Genomic DNA, 14912 nt, shown 5'->3' with positions numbered 1-14912 from the left:
CAGCACGCGACCAGGGGTATCCCATCCCCGGTCGCGCGCTGCGATGGGGATTCCGGCACGGTGACGATGATTGCGCGATAATGCAGGCCCTTTGTGTACTACTGGGCTGTCATGTACCTGAACCACTTTGCGCTCAGCGAAGCACCGTTCTCGATCGCGCCGGACCCCCGCTATCTCTATATGAGCCAACGCCATAAAGAGGCCCTGGCGCATCTGCTGTATGGTCTGAGCGGCGATGGTGGCTTTGTGCTGCTGAGCGGAGAGGTGGGCGCCGGCAAGACCACGGTCTGTCGCTGCCTGCTGGAACAGATACCCGAGACCTGTGATCTCGCCTACATCTTCAACCCCAAGCTGACGGCCGAGGAGTTGCTGGCCACCCTGTGCAGCGAATTCGGTATCGTGGTGCCGCTGCAGCAGCAGAGCATCAAGGCCCTGGTGGACGCACTCAATGCCTTCCTGCTGGCAGGCCACGCGCATGGTCGTCATGCCGTGCTGATCATCGACGAAGCGCAGAATCTTTCGGCTGACGTGCTGGAGCAGATGCGCTTGCTCACCAATCTCGAGACCAATAAGCGCAAGTTGCTACAGATCATCCTGGTAGGCCAGCCGGAACTGGACGACATGCTGGCCCAACCCTCGCTGCGACAATTGGCGCAACGCGTCGTGGCGCGTTACCACCTTGATGCCCTGAGTCGCGAGGAGGTAGCCAGCTACGTGCAGCATCGCCTGCAGGTGGCCGGCTGTAATCGCAAACTGTTTCCTGATCGCCTGATCGGCCTGCTCTATCGCCTCAGCGGTGGCGTGCCCCGGCTGCTGAACCTGCTGTGTGATCGTGCCTTGCTCGGCACCTATACCGAAGGTCGCGAAGTCGTCAGCCGCCGAGTCCTACTGCGGGCTGCCAATGAGGTCCTGCCAGGCCGCAGGGTCGCCGCTGCAAGCTCGCGCCCAGCCTGGCTATCGGCCGCCACGCTGGCGCTCAGCGCGACGGCGGCCGTCGCACTGACATTCTCGCTCTGGCAGCAGTGGCCCAAGACCGCGCCGTCGGCTGCCTCGGCCGAACCCGCCAAGCCCGGCAAACCCATCAAGACGGTAGCGCCTGCGCCGGTGCCAGCCATGCCACCTGCCGTGGCGACCCGGCCCGCCGCACCGGTCGTGACCGAGGCCATGCTGGCGCCGCTGATCTGGCCGGAGGCCGTGCCTAGGGAGGAAAGTGCCGATCTGGCCTATGCCTCTCTCTATCAGGCCTGGGGACTGGCCTATACCGCGGGCACGCCTTGTGGTGCCGGAACCAGCCTGCGCTGCCGTACCGCCCGTGGCGGGCTTGATGAGCTGCGTCAGCTCAACCGTCCGGTGGCGCTCTACCTGAGCGATGGGGAAGAGTTCATGGTGACCTTGCGGGCGCTGGATGCGCAGACCGCCACGCTGGATTTCGGGGGGCATCGACGCCAGGTGGCGCTGTCCACGCTGGCCAATCACTGGTCGGGCCGCTACACCCTGCTATGGCGCGCCCCCGAGGCCGCCGTAGAGAAGATACGGCCGGGTGACCGCGGTAGCGCCGTCAACTGGCTGGCGCGCCAGCTGCAGTATGCGGATCACATTGCACCGGCGGCGGACGTGCCGCTGGAGTTCGATGATGCCTTGCGAGGCCGGCTGAAACAGTATCAATGGAGTCAGGGCCTGGCACCGGATGGCCAGGTCGGGATGCAGACCCTGGTCAGGCTCAGCAATCTGGGTGACGCGACGGCACCGACCCTCACGCAGGGGGGCAAATAATGTCCTACATACTCGACGCCTTGCAGAAAGCCGAACAGGAACGACAGCGCGGTGCCGTCCCCACGCTGCAGACCCCGGTCAGCAGCCAGCCGGAACGACCCGTTCCGGCCTATTGGGCCTATGGCCTGCTGGCTGCGGTGCTGCTGGCGGCGGGCGTGCTGATCGGCTGGTGGCAACCGTGGCGCCCGGCAGCGGCCGCCTCCCAGGCCGTGACGCCGGCCATCCCGCAGACGGTCGTCGCCGCCACGCCGCCGGCGCCTGCTGCGCAAGCCGTACCCGCCGCACAAACGGCCGAGCCCGTAATGCCACCTGTGGCTGCTGTTGCGCCGCCGGCGGCCCCGCCGGTTGCGCTACCCTTGCCTGCACCAGCTCAATCCCCGCAGGGCAGTCCCGTTGCGTCGCCGAAGGCCGCCGAGCCGAAGCCCGTACCGCCCAGCCGCGAGCCCGCCGTGAGCGCTTCCGAAGAAACCATGGCGCTGGAATCGCTCCCGCCCGCGATCCGGCAAGGCATACCCGCCATGACGGTGCTGGTGCACAGCTACTCCAGCCAGCGCAAGGACCGGATGGTGATCGTCAATAACAAGCCACTGCATGAAGGTGATAGCCTGGTCGCCGGGCTGAGGCTGGAAGAGATCACCAGCGAGGGCATGATCTACAGCTATAAAGGCTACCGTTTCAAGGCGGGGGTGCGCTGACCAGTTGCGGGTTCTGCAGCACCGGCTGGCGTGCCAGCGTGATGCGCACGGTGGTGCCTTGGCCGGGCTGGCTGTCGAGGCTGATCTCGCCGCCGAGCGGACCTGTGACGAGGTTGTGGATGATATGCATGCCCAAGCCCGTGCCGCCCTGGTTACGCTTGGTGGTGAAGAAGGGCTCGAATACCTTGTTGCGGACGTCCGCCGGCATGCCGTTGCCGTTGTCGCTGACGATCAGCATCGCCAGCTCGGGCGATGCCGCGGCCACGGTGATGGTCAGACTGGGATCGTTCACGCCCTCGAAGGCGTGCAGCAGCGCGTTCTGCAGCAAATTGGTCAGTACCTGCGCAATCGGCCCGGGATAGGACTGCATGAGCAGCGTGTCGATGCCTTCTACTCGCACGCTGACGCCTGAGCGACGCAGCATCGGCTCCAACGTCCGCAACACCTCGCCCACGTACTGTGGCAGGTCGATATCCCGCAAAGCGTCGCTCGCCTGATCGGCCGATACCTGCTTGAAGCTTCGGATCAAGCCGCTGGCGCGCTGGCTGCTGTTCAGCAGCAGGCCAGACAACTCATGCGACAGGGTGAGGAAATCCGCCAGTTCGGAGCGCTTGAGCCGACCATCAGCCGCCAGTGTGCTCATGCGCCGCGTCTCGCCATCCAGTTGCGATGCTGCCGCTACGGCCACGCCCAGCGGGGTGTTGATCTCATGGGCGATGCCCGCCACCAGTTGCCCCAGTGAGGCCAGTTTTTCCTGCTGCAGCAGCTTGGCCTGAGTTTCCTTGAGCTTGACCAGGGTCTGGTCCAGATCGTGGTAGGCACTGGCGTTATCCAGTGCGACCGCGCCAAAGGCGCACAGGCTGCGGAAAATCAAACATTCCTGCTCGCCGTAGGCATTGATGCTGGTGGTCTGGATCGACATCACCCCGAGTATGCGTTCACCCACCGCCAGGGGCGCAAACAGCAGCGTATACATCGGCCGGGTGCCGGGGATATGGGATGCCGATATCTCACCCTGGCGACGCTCGATCAGGATTTCACGCCGCTCACGCACGGCACGGGCGCTGTTGGCATGCGGGTCATCCAGGTCGATGTACTCGGGCTTGAGCAACGCCTCGGTGCCGTCCTTGCCGTAGATACGATGCAGCCGGCCGTCTTCAGGCTCAATGCGGTAGATGGTCAGTACCCGGACATCGAGCATCTGCCCGATATGCTGCTCCAGGATGTTGAACACCGCCTGCGGGTCCAGGCTGGCCGTAATCTCCTGGCCGATGGCACTGAGCTGCGCCAGCACGGCGGCGGATTCCGAGAGTTCCCGGGTACGTTGGGCAACGATGGCCTCGGTAGCACGCTGGCGGCGACGCAGAATGGCCGTACGCAGCTGCATGGCGACCAGGATGGCCAGCAGACCCAGCGAGATCAGCAGGGCTCGGAACCATAGTGTCTCGTACCAGGCCGGTTGGGCACTGATGGCGAAGGTCAGTCTCTGGCTGGTCCAGTCCCCAGCGCGGTTGGTACTGCGCAGTTCCAGCTTGTAGCTGCCCGGTGCGAGGTTGGTATAGGTGGCGACCCGATGAGTCGCATCGGTTTCGATCCAGTCGTCGTCATAGCCGACCAGCCGGTAGGCATAGCGCAGGGTCTCCGGACCGGAGAAGTCGAGCGCGGCGAATTCGACCGACAGGTCACGACCTGCGGCGGGCAGTTCGATATCGCCATGCGCCAGTTGGCCCACCGGGATGGACTGGTGGTTGACGCTCAAGCTGCTGATTACCAGTGGCGGGGCGTAATCCCAGCTCGCCGTGGCGCCCGGGCTGACGATGGACAGGCCGCCGCCACCGCCGAAGATGATGGTGCCATCCGTGGCTTGGGCCACCGAACCCGCCCAGCAATCCTGGATGGCGATGCCGTCCGCCCGGCCCATGCCGCGAGTCTTGAACGAGACCGGATTGATCAGCGCCACGCCCTTAGGGGTGCTGGCCCAGACCTGGCCCGCCGGGTCTTCCGCCAGGCCACAAACGTTGCTGTGCGGCAACCCGTCGCGCTGGTCGATACGGCGTATCGCCATACTGCCATCGGCTCGCTCGCTCATCACATTCAGGGAGCCGCCAGTGGCACCCGCCCAGATCCGTCCCTGCCGGTCTTCAAGCAGGGTCACTACGCTGCCAGGGCCCAGGCTGTCGGTATTCGCCGGGTCGTGGCGGAAATGCCGGATCTCCTTGCTGGTCGGGTCGATACGATCCAGCCCCGCTCGCGTCCCTACCCAGAGTCGTTCGTGGCTATCGAGCAGCAGGGACAGAACCAGCTTGTGCACCAGCGAGTCCGGGCCATTGCCTTGCTGGTAGAGTCGGTTCTGGCCGGTCTTCTTGTCGTGCGCCACCAAGCCTTCGGGCGTACCCAGCCACAGGGTGCTGGCAGACTCCGCCACACGACGTACCGACTGCCGCTCGAGCACGCCGGGCAGGGCAGGGCACTGCAGACGATTGCGATGCTTGTCTTCCTTGCACAGGCCGTCGCGTGTGCCGATCCAGACGCCGCCGTCCGATGCCGGGCTGAGATCGAAGATGGTGGAGCCATTCGGCGACCGCTGGCTGATCCGCGGGGCGCCTGGCCCGGCGGCGAGGCTGAGCAGGTTGCCATCCTTGAGTCCGACCTGCAGCTGTCCGTCGGATAGGCTGGTCACGGCCAGTGCATTGCCATCCTGCACGCCAAGGTTGCGCTGGGCCAGCGTCAGGGTATGCAGACCGTGGCTCTGCGGGTTATGCCAGGCTAGCTCACCGTTGAAGCCGGACACCCAGATCAGGCCGGACCGGTCGCGCAGTAGGCCGGTGACGGTACTGGCGAGGGGGCTGCTGCCGTCCGGGTTGGGCGAAAAGCGCAATACCCGCCGATGCGCCAGATCGATCCTGGACAGGCCGGCCTGACGCGAGCCAGCCCAGATGATGCCCGGCGCAACCTCGATCAGGGTTTGCTGGGGGCCGGGCGCCAGGCTGTTCAGCTTGCCTTTCTCGCTCTGGAAGCGGGCCAGTACCTTGTTCGAGCGATCCAGTACCAGAACCGCATTGGTCATGCCCAGCCAGAGCTGCTCGTCGCTGTCTTCATACAAACTCAGCACATGGCTGCCGCTGGGGCCGGCTGCCACAGCGCCCAGGCTGACGGGATCGAACCCGCCGCCATGGCCGCGCTGACGGAACAGACCACGAGAGGTGCCGACCCATAACATGCCGGCACGGTCACGCAGCAGCGCGAAGACCTCCGGTGGCGGTGCATCGCCAGGCTCGAGCGGGAAGGCTTCGCTGCGGCCATTGAGCGGGTTGAAACGCTCCAGCCCGGCATTGCCGCCGAGCCAGAGCTGCCCGTTGTCGGCTTCCAGCAAGGTATTGATGGCTGCACTGTAGGGGCCATGCCGGCCGGTTTCGTCTGCGCCCCAGGTGCGGAAGGTCTCGGTTGCCGCCTGGTAGCGCACCAGCCCGCTGGTCTGCATGCCGAGCCAGAGCTGGCCGCGGCTATCGACCATCAGCTTGCTGATATTGCCGTCCGGCAGCCCGGTCGGGTCCCCGGGGCGGGGCGAGAAGGATTTGAAACGGTAGCCGTCATATCGCGCCAGCCCACCCTGGGTACCGACCCACAAAAAACCCTGCCCGTCCTGCGCCATGGTCATCACGCTCGGTGACGGCAATTCACTGGGTGCGGCATGGGAAAATACCGGTTCGACCAGCTCCATCCAGTCCACCGGCGCTGCCGCATGGCTGGTCATGGCAAGGCAGATCGACACCGCCGCTGCGAAGCGGCGGATGAGCCCGGGCGATATCTGCGTTGCTGGGTGGTGAGCCAGGCGTTCGTCTTTCACATCAGGACAAGGCGTGATCAGCGATGCTGACAACCTGATTGCGACCGTTGTGCTTGGCTTGATAGAGGGCGGTGTCGGCACGCTCGAGCACTTCGATCAAGCGGGCTTCGCCGCAGTGCAAGGTCACGCCGAAGCTCGCGGTCAGCCGGATAGCGCCGTGATTGGTCCCGACCTGCATGGCGGCGATGCCGGCCTGCAGGCGCTCTGCAACCAGCGTGGCGGCTGGCAGGTCGGCGCCCGGCAGCAGGATGACGAATTCCTCACCGCCTACCCGGGCCAGGAAGTCGTGCGGGCGAAGATAGACACGGGTCAGGTTGACCACCTCGCACAGTACTTCGTCACCTGCGGTATGCCCCCAGGTATCGTTGATCTGCTTGAAGTGATCGATATCGAAGGTAATCAGCGCCAGCGGCGTCTGGTTGCGCTGGGCGTTGGCACACTCGGCGTCGGCCCGGGCCTCGAGATGGCGGCGGTTGCCGGCACCGGTCAGCGGGTCGATCATTGCCAGGCGTTCCAGCTCGGCGGTACGGATGGCAACGCGTGCCTCGAGCTCCGCATTGAGGCTGTTGAGCGCAGTGACGTACTCATAGGTCCGCAAGGCGGTGATCACGCAACTGAACAGCTTGCTGGCGGTCAGCTCGGTCTTGTCCTTGTAGCCGTCGACCTCGAACTGCACGATCACATCCTGCTCCGGCGCCTGGCCAGGCTGGCCGGTGCGCAGTACCAGGCGGATCTCCCGGTTCTGCAAGGTCTCGCGCACGTAGCGAGCCAGCTCCAGGCCACTTTGCTCGTTTTCCATGACCACGTCGATCAGGGCCAGTGCTATATCCTGCTCCGTGCGCAGGAGCTTGCAAGCCATGGCGCTGGTGGTCGCGCTGATCAGTTGCAGCGGCCGGCCTCGAAAGGTGACGGCGCGCAGATTGAGGCGGGTAACGGTATGGATCTGCTCGTCGTCGTCGACGATCAATATCTTCCAGGGACGCGCCGTCGACATGGCGTGGCCTGACGGGCTCTCTGGCAGCCAGTCGAAGTCATCATCTTCTTGCGTGACGTTCAAAAAATCCCCCTGCGTACATCGAATTGCCAGCTGGCTTATGAGCCGGCCGAGTCAGCTACGCGTGCCGTTTTTGACGGCCCTGTCGGTTTTTACCTGTAAATCGCCAAAAGCTTATATAAGAACCCCATCCCTGCGCCATCCTCAGATTAGGGGATGGCGAAAGCGCCTCTGGCTTTTCACTTTCCGTGGCTTACACGGGTATTGTTGTTAATCGCTTGATTCATATGGCGTGGCGATGCCAGCATCAGGCACGGAAGGGTAGCGCATCTCGGGATGCTATGTTGATGACATAGTGCTAAATAGGTCACTAACTGTGGTTTTTTGGCAGAAGCTGCCGATTCTCGTCACTCTTGCGTGAGCGTTCAGGCAGCCGACCACCGAGCAAAGAAACGCCAGTCTGGTTGGAGGAAAACATGGATGAACTGCATTGGACCCTGGATTGGCAGCCGACGGCCGCAGACCTGGCGACGATCAGGGAAGGGGTCCTCACCCATGGGCGCATGCTGGCGGGGGATGATGTCCAGCATCTGGCCTGCTTTGTCCGGGATGGCAAGCACCTGGTGGCTGGCGCGAGCGGCCGACTGGAACTGGGCCGGCTGTTCGTGGAGTACCTCTGGGTCGAGGAAATCCACCGTGGCCAGGGCATAGGCAGCCGCTTACTGACCACGCTGGAAGAAGCGGCGGCCTTTCAGGGCTGCCAGGATGCTCTGCTCGATACCCTGCTGGGCGATACGGCAGAAATGTATGGCCGCCGGGGCTATCGTCTGCTGGCAAGCATTCCGGACTACGTGCCCGGATTCACCCGCTGGGTGCTGCTCAAACCGCTGGCTTGACCGCCTTCCGGTAGGTCGGCAACTCGGGTACCCGCCACAGATACCAGGCCGCGACGGTCCTGTAAGGCGCCCATGCCTCGCCGATGCGTGCCAGTGCCCGAGGCGTGGTCTGGGCCGGCAGCGATTTGAGATGGCGGTAACCCTCACGCACCCCGAAGTCGTCCACTGGCAGGATGTCCTGACGCTCCAGGTTGTAGATCAGCATGATCTCCACCGTCCAGCGGCCTATGCCGGGCAGGCTGGTCAGCCGGGTGATCAGCGCTTCGTCGTCGATGTCCCGTGCTTGTTCGCGGCTCGGCACCAGACCGCTTTCTGCCGCGTCGGCAATGCCACGCAAGGTGTCGACCTTGCGGGCGGAAAAACCGCAGGCGCGCAGCGTCGCCGTATCGGTCGCTAGTAGCTGTGCCGGGGTGGGAAAGTCCTGGCCGGCATAAAGCGCCACCATGCGTGCCAGGATTGCCTCCGCCGCCTTGCCATGTAGCTGCTGGTGCGCGACAGCCCGCATCAGCGCCTCGTAGGGTTCACGGCCGGGCTGGGTCGCGTGGCGGCAAGGGCCGACTTCGGCGATCAGGCCGGCCCAGTCGGCATCGATGCCGGCCAGGAAGCGACTGGCGGTTTCATACGGGTGATCCATCGGGTCCTTCATCATGTTGGTGTCGTGGGCATATCATCTAGTCTGTTGCAGCCGGCTGCCACTCTTGGCGGCATTCGAACCCTTTCGGCACGATAGCGCACCTGGTTTCTTGCGCCGCTCGCGCCCGTTGGCCTGGATGCGGATTCGGGCGCAAGCTTCGGAGTGTGGTACCGGAACGCTGGCGATACATTCCCGTTCACACTGTGGAATGTTGAAAGGACAAGCTCATGAACGTCTCTGCGAAACCCGCTGAACTGGCTGCCGATACCGAACGGGATCCGCGCTGGGCACAGGTCAAGGCGCGGGACCCGAGCGCCGACGGCAGCTTCTATTACTCGGTCAGGACTACCGGCGTGTACTGCCGTCCCTCCTGTGCCGCCCGCGCCGCCCGGCCGGAGAATGTGCGCTTCCATGCCAGCCGTGCCGAGGCGGAGACTGCCGGGTTCCGGCCCTGCAAGCGCTGCAAGCCCGACCAGCCCAGCCTGTTGGAGCAGTACGCCAGCAAGGTGACGGAAGCCTGCCGCATCATCGAGACGGCGGAGTCCGTGCCCAGCCTCCATGCGCTTGCGGAACAGGTGGGGGTCAGCAGCTATCACTTCCATCGCGTCTTCAAGATGGTGACCGGGCTGACACCGCGCGAGTACGCCGTCGCCCACCGGGCGCAGAGGGTGCGCGACGGCCTTGCTCGAAAGGGGACGGTGACCGAGGCGATCTTCGATGCGGGTTATAACTCTGGCGGCCGCTTCTATGAGGAAGCCGGCGCCCTGTTGGGAATGACACCCACCCGATACCGCAGCGGAGGCAAGGATGCGGTCATCCACTTTGCGATCGGCCAATGCTCCCTGGGCGCCATTCTGGTGGCGCAGAGCGAGCGTGGCGTCTGCGCGATCCTGCTTGGCGACGATCCGGATGCGCTGGCGCGTGACCTGCAGGACCAGTTCCCCGAAGCCCGGCTGACCGGTGACGACCCCGCCTATGCGCGGATGGTGGCCGAGGTCGTCGGCTTCGTCGAAGCCCCGTCCCTGGGGTTGACACTACCACTGGATATTCGCGGCACCGCCTTCCAGCAACGGGTCTGGCAGGCACTGCGCGCCATTCCGCCGGGCGAGACGGCGAGCTACAGCCAGATCGCCGAGCGTATCGGCTCACCCAGGGCAGTCAGGGCGGTAGCGGGGGCATGCGCCGCCAATGCCTTGGCGGTGGCCATACCCTGCCATCGGGTCGTGCGTAACGATGGCAGCCTGTCCGGGTATCGCTGGGGCGTGGAGCGCAAGCGGGCCTTGCTCGACAAGGAATCACAGGCATGAACGCGCCGATGCAGCAGGCGCTGGCGATCGCGCCAACGCCATTTTCCTTCCAGGGCTCAGTCGCCGGGCCGATCACGGATCGCCTGGCCAACCTCGATGGTGAGGCACTGGCGCAGGCGCTGGATGCGCAGGGCTGCGCCATCCTGCCCGGTCTCCTGAGCCCGGCGGAGTGCGAAGGACTCGCAGGGCTGTACCCGCAGCCTGACTGTTTTCGTAGCCGCGTGGTCATGGAGCGGCATGGCTTCGGCCGTGGGGAGTACCAGTATTTCCGCTACCCCCTGCCGGATCTGGTCGCCCAACTGCGTGCTGCCGTCTACCCGCTGTTGGTGCCCATCGCCAACCGCTGGCAAGCCGCCATGGGGAACGAAGTCCGCTATCCCGATGACCATGCCGCTTTCATCGCCCGGTGCCACGCTGCGGGGCAATGCCGGCCTACCCCCTTGCTGCTGCAGTATGGTGTGGATGACTACAACTGCCTGCATCAGGATCTCTACGGTGAACAGGTATTCCCGATTCAGCTCGCCATCCTGCTCTCCGAGCCGGGGCGTGACTTCAGCGGCGGTGAGTTTGTACTGACCGAACAACGGCCACACATGCAGTCGCGGCCGGAGGTTGTCTCGCTCAGGCAGGGGGATGCCGTGCTGTTTGCGGTGCATCAGCGACCGGTGCAGGGCGCGCGAGGCGTCTATCGGGTCAACCTGCGGCACGGCGTGAGCCGGGTACGATCCGGCCAACGCCATACCTTGGGCGTGATCTTTCACGACGCCCTATGAACCACGACCTGTTTGCAGACCAGATGCAGGCCTGGCAGGAAACGCTGTGCCCGGGCGCTACCGTGTTGCGCGCCTACGCCTTGCCACAGCAACACGCGCTGCTTGATGCCGTGCAGGCGGTGATCGCCGTCGCGCCATGGCGTCACCTGATCACGCCCGGCGGTTATCGCATGTCGGTGGCCATGAGCAATTGCGGGGACTACGGCTGGGTCAGCGATCCCACGGGTTACCGATACGATGCGATTGACCCTGAGTCCGGCCAAGCCTGGCCGGCAATGCCAGCCGAATTCCGCCAGTTGGCCCGGCAGGCGGCTGCCAGTGCCGGCTTTGCCGGTTTCGAGCCGGATGCCTGCCTGATCAATCGCTATGAGATCGGCGCCCGGCTATCGCTGCATCAGGACAAGGACGAGCAGGACTACACCGCTCCGATCGTGTCGGTCTCGCTGGGCTTGCCGGCCGTGTTCCTGTTTGGAGGCGCGCGGCGCGGCGATCCGACGCAACGCGTGCCGTTGGCCCACGGCGATGTGGTGGTCTGGGGCGGAGCCGCCCGCCTGTACTATCACGGCGTGCTGGCACTCAAGGCTGGCCACCACCCCTTGCTGGGGTCGCAGCGCATCAACCTGACTTTCCGCAAGGCGAGGTAGCGTATGGCGCAGATCATCGACGCGATGGAACCGGCATCTGGCCGGCGCGAGCGACAGCTGGTCATGGCGGCACTGGCCGCGCTGATAGGTGCCGGGCTGGCCCGTCGGCAGGGCGACAGGATCTTGCAGCTACCGAGCGGTGAGCGGTACCGGATCGACGCGGAGGGCATCAGCCGCCTTCGCGATCAGGAATGAACACGAGGCTCCGTTCATTCCAGCATGGCAGTCGGACTATTGGGCCGGGCGGTTGCGGCACTGCCGATCGAGGCGATGATGATGCCGGCCATCGCCAGCCATTGCGTACCGGTCAATTGCTCCTGCAACAGCACGAAACCCGCCAGCGCACTCATGGCTGGCTCCAGGCTCAGCAGAATGCCGAAGGTCTTCTTGGGCAGGTGCTTGAGCGCGACGATCTCCATGGAGTAGGGCAGGGCGCTGGACAGCACCGCTACCACCAGTGCGACCGGTAGCAAGGCCGGGTCGAACAGTGCGCTGCCCGCCTGGGCGATGCCGAAGGGCAATACCACCAGCGCGGCGGTACTCATGCCCAGGGCCGCGACCTGACCACCATGCAGATGGCCGGCTCGCTGACCAAAGATGATGTAGAGCGCCCAGCAGACCCCAGCCGCGAGTGCATAGGTCACGCCCATGGCGTCCAGGCTGGTACCGGTGAGGCCAAGCGGCAGCAAGAGCAGCAGGCCGGCCACGGCTGAGATGATCCAGACAAAGTCGATAGCGCGGCGTGAGGCATAGATGACGACGGCCAGGGGGCCGGTGAATTCGAGCGCGACAGCCAGGCCAATGGGGATGGTCTTGAGCGAGAGATAGAACAGCAGGTTCATGAAGCCCAGGACCAGGCCATAGCGCAGGATGACCAGCTTGTCCTTGCCCGAGAGCCGCATGCGCCAGGGGCGCCAGAAGGCCAGCAGCATCAGCGCAGCCAGACCGACCCGCAGGGCGGTCGTGCCCTGGGCACCCACCAGCGGGAACAGGCGCTTGGCGATGGAAGAACCGGTGGACAGCGAAGCCATGGCGCCGATCAGCAAGCTTATCGGTAAAAGCAGGGTAAAGCGTTGCAGGACGGCGTGCATAAGATCAGCGCGAAACAATGGAAAGCCGGGCAGGCTTGCCGAGGAAAAGGAGCGGCCAAGTCTAACCCACCGGATCAACACCGGGTGTCGAGTTAGCCAGATTGCGTTTCCAATTGGAGGGTAGGCGATGACGCGTCAGCCGCTGGCGGTCCTAGCACGGATCGGGTATTGATGAGCTTTTGCCTGACGGCTTCGTCCAGATCGCGCAACAAGGCAGGTTTCGCCGTCTCAAGGTCGGTTGCCAGCGAGACGACGATCGTCGCCTGATTGCGACCTGCATGTTTGCTCAGATACATCGCCATGTCGGCGATCTGCAATACCTCTTCCCAGCCGAGTTCTGTTTCCGGTATTTGTGCAAATGGCAGGTTGATGCAGCCGATCGAGACAGTCACTGGGATATTCTGTCCCTCCCAGTGAACCGGGTGGGCACCAATGGTATCGAGCACCCGCTGTACGACCGTTTCTATGCCTGGCGCGTACACCGAGTGCAGGTGAATCAGGAATTCCTCGCCACCCCAGCGCATGACGGTATCGGTATCACGCATCAACTGGTTCAAACGCAGGCCGACTTCCACCAGTACCGCATCGCCTGCGGCATGGCCGAACTTGTCATTGATCTTTTTGAAGAAATCCACGTCCAGCAGCAGAAAGGCATCAGGTACCTCCCCGTCTTGCGCGGCCTCGATCGGTGGTCTTTGCGCCTGGCGTCGACGCTGACCAACCCGCCGCGTCATCTGTTCCTGCAGATAGCGCCGGTTGTACAGGCCCGTCAGCGGATCCCGTACCGATTGGCCCGCCAATTGTTCATTGACCTTGAGCAGTGCTTGATTGGTGTTTCTGACCTTGCGGTAGAGCGCGAGCACCAGAGCCGCTACCAGGATGCAGGCCACGCTGATCGCAATGATTAACTGGGTCTGCAACTGTTTGTTCTCGATCTCGGTGGCCTTGAGTCTGTTTTCGCGGCCCAGCCGCTCAATTTCCACGGCCCGAGCATTGGCATTGAACTGCTCCTGCATTGTCACGACGGCATTGGATCGCGCTTCGCCATACAGCTCCTCTGCCAGCGTCAATTGCTCCTTCGAGGTAGCAAGCGCCTCGCGGTAGTCATGTGCCTGCTCGTACAGGCTGCGCAAGTCCCGCAGGAAAATCAGCCGCTGTGCTTTGTCCACCTTGTCCTCATAGTCGCGCAGGACTGACTGCATCTCGGTTATGCCCGCACGGATGTCACCCTGGCCCGCCAACGCCATGGCGAGCTTTTCGCGGGCGTTGGCGGCAAGGCCGATCAGTTGGCGAAAATCGGCCAGCAGGTAGCTGGCACGCGCTTCTCTGGTGGCTTGGCGGTAGTCCTTCATCTGGAGATAGATGTTGGCGAGGTTCAACCGTGCAATCGCTTCCTGGCGCGGCAATTGATATTCCACTCCCATCGCAAGGGCCCGATTGACGACGGTGATTGCTTCCTCATTTCTGCCCAGGTCAGCCAGCAGGTAGCCGCGATTGATCAGTAGCGCACCCTGATGGACAGGGGCCTGCAAGGCATGGATCGCTTCTTCCGCCTGCTGGTTGTACTGCAGTGCAACCGGCAGGTTGTGCATCTTCTGGTGCAGGATGCTGATGCCATTGAGCAGTATGGATCGCATCAGAGCGCGATTCGTTGTCACCGCATCCACATGCTTCAGCGCGAGCTGATAGTTCTGCAGGGCCATTTCATAGTCATTCGCTCGCATGGCACTTAGCGCTACGGCCTGGTATGCGAGGCTCAGGACACGTTGTTCACGGCTCTCCCGTGCAAGGCGCAGCGCTTCACGGGCCGGTATAACGACACCGCTCAGTTCACCGCGGCGGTAGCGCAGCAAGGCGGTTCGAGCCAGTGCCTGCGATTGTCCTGCCAGATCGTTTGCTTTCCTGGCGGCATCCGCCAGGCGATTGATGGTGGCTTCGGATGCGGCATAGTCATCCACATCCATCTGCGTGGTACTGAGAACAAACAGGTAGCGCCGATAAGTCGGGCTATCTGGCGGCAAGCCGGGGCCGAGTTCCAGTAGTCTGGGCAAGGTGCCAACCGGATCCGCCATGGCCTGCTGTTCGAGGGTTCCAATCACATCGGTACTGCCTCGCGCTGCGGCCATCAAGGTCGATGGCCAGATCATCAGGCTGATCAGCAAGGTTGTAATGACGAGGCGGATTTTTGACTGCATGGCCTTATGGTTAGGGCTACCTGGCCGTATCGTCAAGTAATAGCCAGCTACCTGGGGCGGCCA

The 14912-nt window shown here is 63.8% G+C and carries 12 protein-coding genes; 7 read left to right on the top strand and 5 right to left on the bottom strand.

From position 1 onward, the window contains the following. The first annotated feature begins 93 nt into the window (after window positions 1-93). The gene (locus tag ACYVHK_RS14250) at window positions 94-1773 is read left to right on the top strand and encodes an ExeA family protein (protein ID WP_460533243.1); all 1680 of its coding nucleotides are present in this window, start codon (window positions 94-96) and stop codon (window positions 1771-1773) included. Beyond that, window positions 1773-2468, top strand: coding sequence for a general secretion pathway protein GspB (locus tag ACYVHK_RS14245; RefSeq protein ID WP_460533240.1), 696 nt, complete (start codon window positions 1773-1775; stop codon window positions 2466-2468). The genes ACYVHK_RS14250 and ACYVHK_RS14245 overlap by 1 nt, the downstream gene beginning before the upstream one ends. Here ACYVHK_RS14245 and ACYVHK_RS14240 read toward each other — a convergent pair. Both ACYVHK_RS14240 and ACYVHK_RS14235 read right to left on the bottom strand, forming a co-directional pair. Further along, window positions 2449-6315, bottom strand: coding sequence for a sensor histidine kinase (locus tag ACYVHK_RS14240; protein ID WP_460533236.1), 3867 nt, complete (start codon window positions 6313-6315; stop codon window positions 2449-2451). The two genes, ACYVHK_RS14245 and ACYVHK_RS14240, sit on opposite strands and share 20 nt — an antisense overlap. Before the next feature lies 1 nt (window position 6316). Beyond that, window positions 6317-7372 carry a diguanylate cyclase gene (locus ACYVHK_RS14235; protein WP_460533232.1) on the bottom strand — a complete coding sequence of 352 codons (1056 nt, stop codon included), beginning with the start codon at window positions 7370-7372 and terminating at the stop codon, window positions 6317-6319. 413 nt (window positions 7373-7785) lie between these two features. On the opposite strand from ACYVHK_RS14235, the gene ACYVHK_RS14230 reads away from it, so the two are divergent. Next, on the top strand, window positions 7786-8205 hold the full coding sequence (locus tag ACYVHK_RS14230; protein WP_460533229.1) for a GNAT family N-acetyltransferase: 420 nt from the start codon (window positions 7786-7788) through the stop codon (window positions 8203-8205). On the opposite strand, the gene ACYVHK_RS14225 is transcribed toward ACYVHK_RS14230, so the two are convergent. Next, a complete protein-coding gene (locus tag ACYVHK_RS14225; protein ID WP_460533226.1) occupies window positions 8189-8854 on the bottom strand; it encodes a DNA-3-methyladenine glycosylase family protein in 666 nt (221 codons plus the stop codon). The genes ACYVHK_RS14230 and ACYVHK_RS14225 overlap by 17 nt on opposite strands. A gap of 212 nt (window positions 8855-9066) precedes the next feature. On the opposite strand from ACYVHK_RS14225, the gene ada reads away from it, so the two are divergent. Genes ada through ACYVHK_RS14205 form a run of 4 tightly spaced genes read left to right on the top strand, consistent with a single transcriptional unit; the run spans window position 9067 to window position 11758 of the window. Beyond that, a complete protein-coding gene (gene ada, locus ACYVHK_RS14220; protein ID WP_460533223.1) occupies window positions 9067-10146 on the top strand; it encodes a bifunctional transcriptional activator/DNA repair enzyme AdaA in 1080 nt (359 codons plus the stop codon). Then, complete coding sequence (locus tag ACYVHK_RS14215; protein WP_460533220.1) at window positions 10143-10919, top strand: 2OG-Fe(II) oxygenase; 777 nt, start codon at window positions 10143-10145, stop codon at window positions 10917-10919. The genes ada and ACYVHK_RS14215 overlap by 4 nt, the downstream gene beginning before the upstream one ends. Further along, window positions 10916-11563, top strand: coding sequence for an alpha-ketoglutarate-dependent dioxygenase AlkB (gene alkB / locus ACYVHK_RS14210; RefSeq protein ID WP_460533217.1), 648 nt, complete (start codon window positions 10916-10918; stop codon window positions 11561-11563). The genes ACYVHK_RS14215 and alkB overlap by 4 nt, the downstream gene beginning before the upstream one ends. A 3-nt stretch (window positions 11564-11566) precedes the next feature. Beyond that, window positions 11567-11758: a hypothetical protein gene (locus ACYVHK_RS14205; protein WP_460533214.1), complete on the top strand. Its 192-nt coding sequence runs from the start codon at window positions 11567-11569 to the stop codon at window positions 11756-11758. 14 nt (window positions 11759-11772) lie between these two features. Here the strand turns inward: ACYVHK_RS14205 and rhtA are convergent, their stop codons facing one another. Then, window positions 11773-12654, bottom strand: a complete 882-nt coding sequence (gene rhtA, locus ACYVHK_RS14200) for a threonine/homoserine exporter RhtA (RefSeq protein WP_460533211.1) — start codon at window positions 12652-12654, stop codon at window positions 11773-11775. Window positions 12655-12746: 92 nt separating this feature from the next. Continuing rightward, window positions 12747-14849, bottom strand: a complete 2103-nt coding sequence (locus ACYVHK_RS14195) for a GGDEF domain-containing protein (protein ID WP_460533208.1) — start codon at window positions 14847-14849, stop codon at window positions 12747-12749. Window positions 14850-14912: the final 63 nt, after the last annotated feature.

It is taken from the genome of Chitinimonas naiadis (genome assembly GCF_054780835.1).
This window is presented reverse-complemented; position numbering and strand designations above follow the sequence as displayed.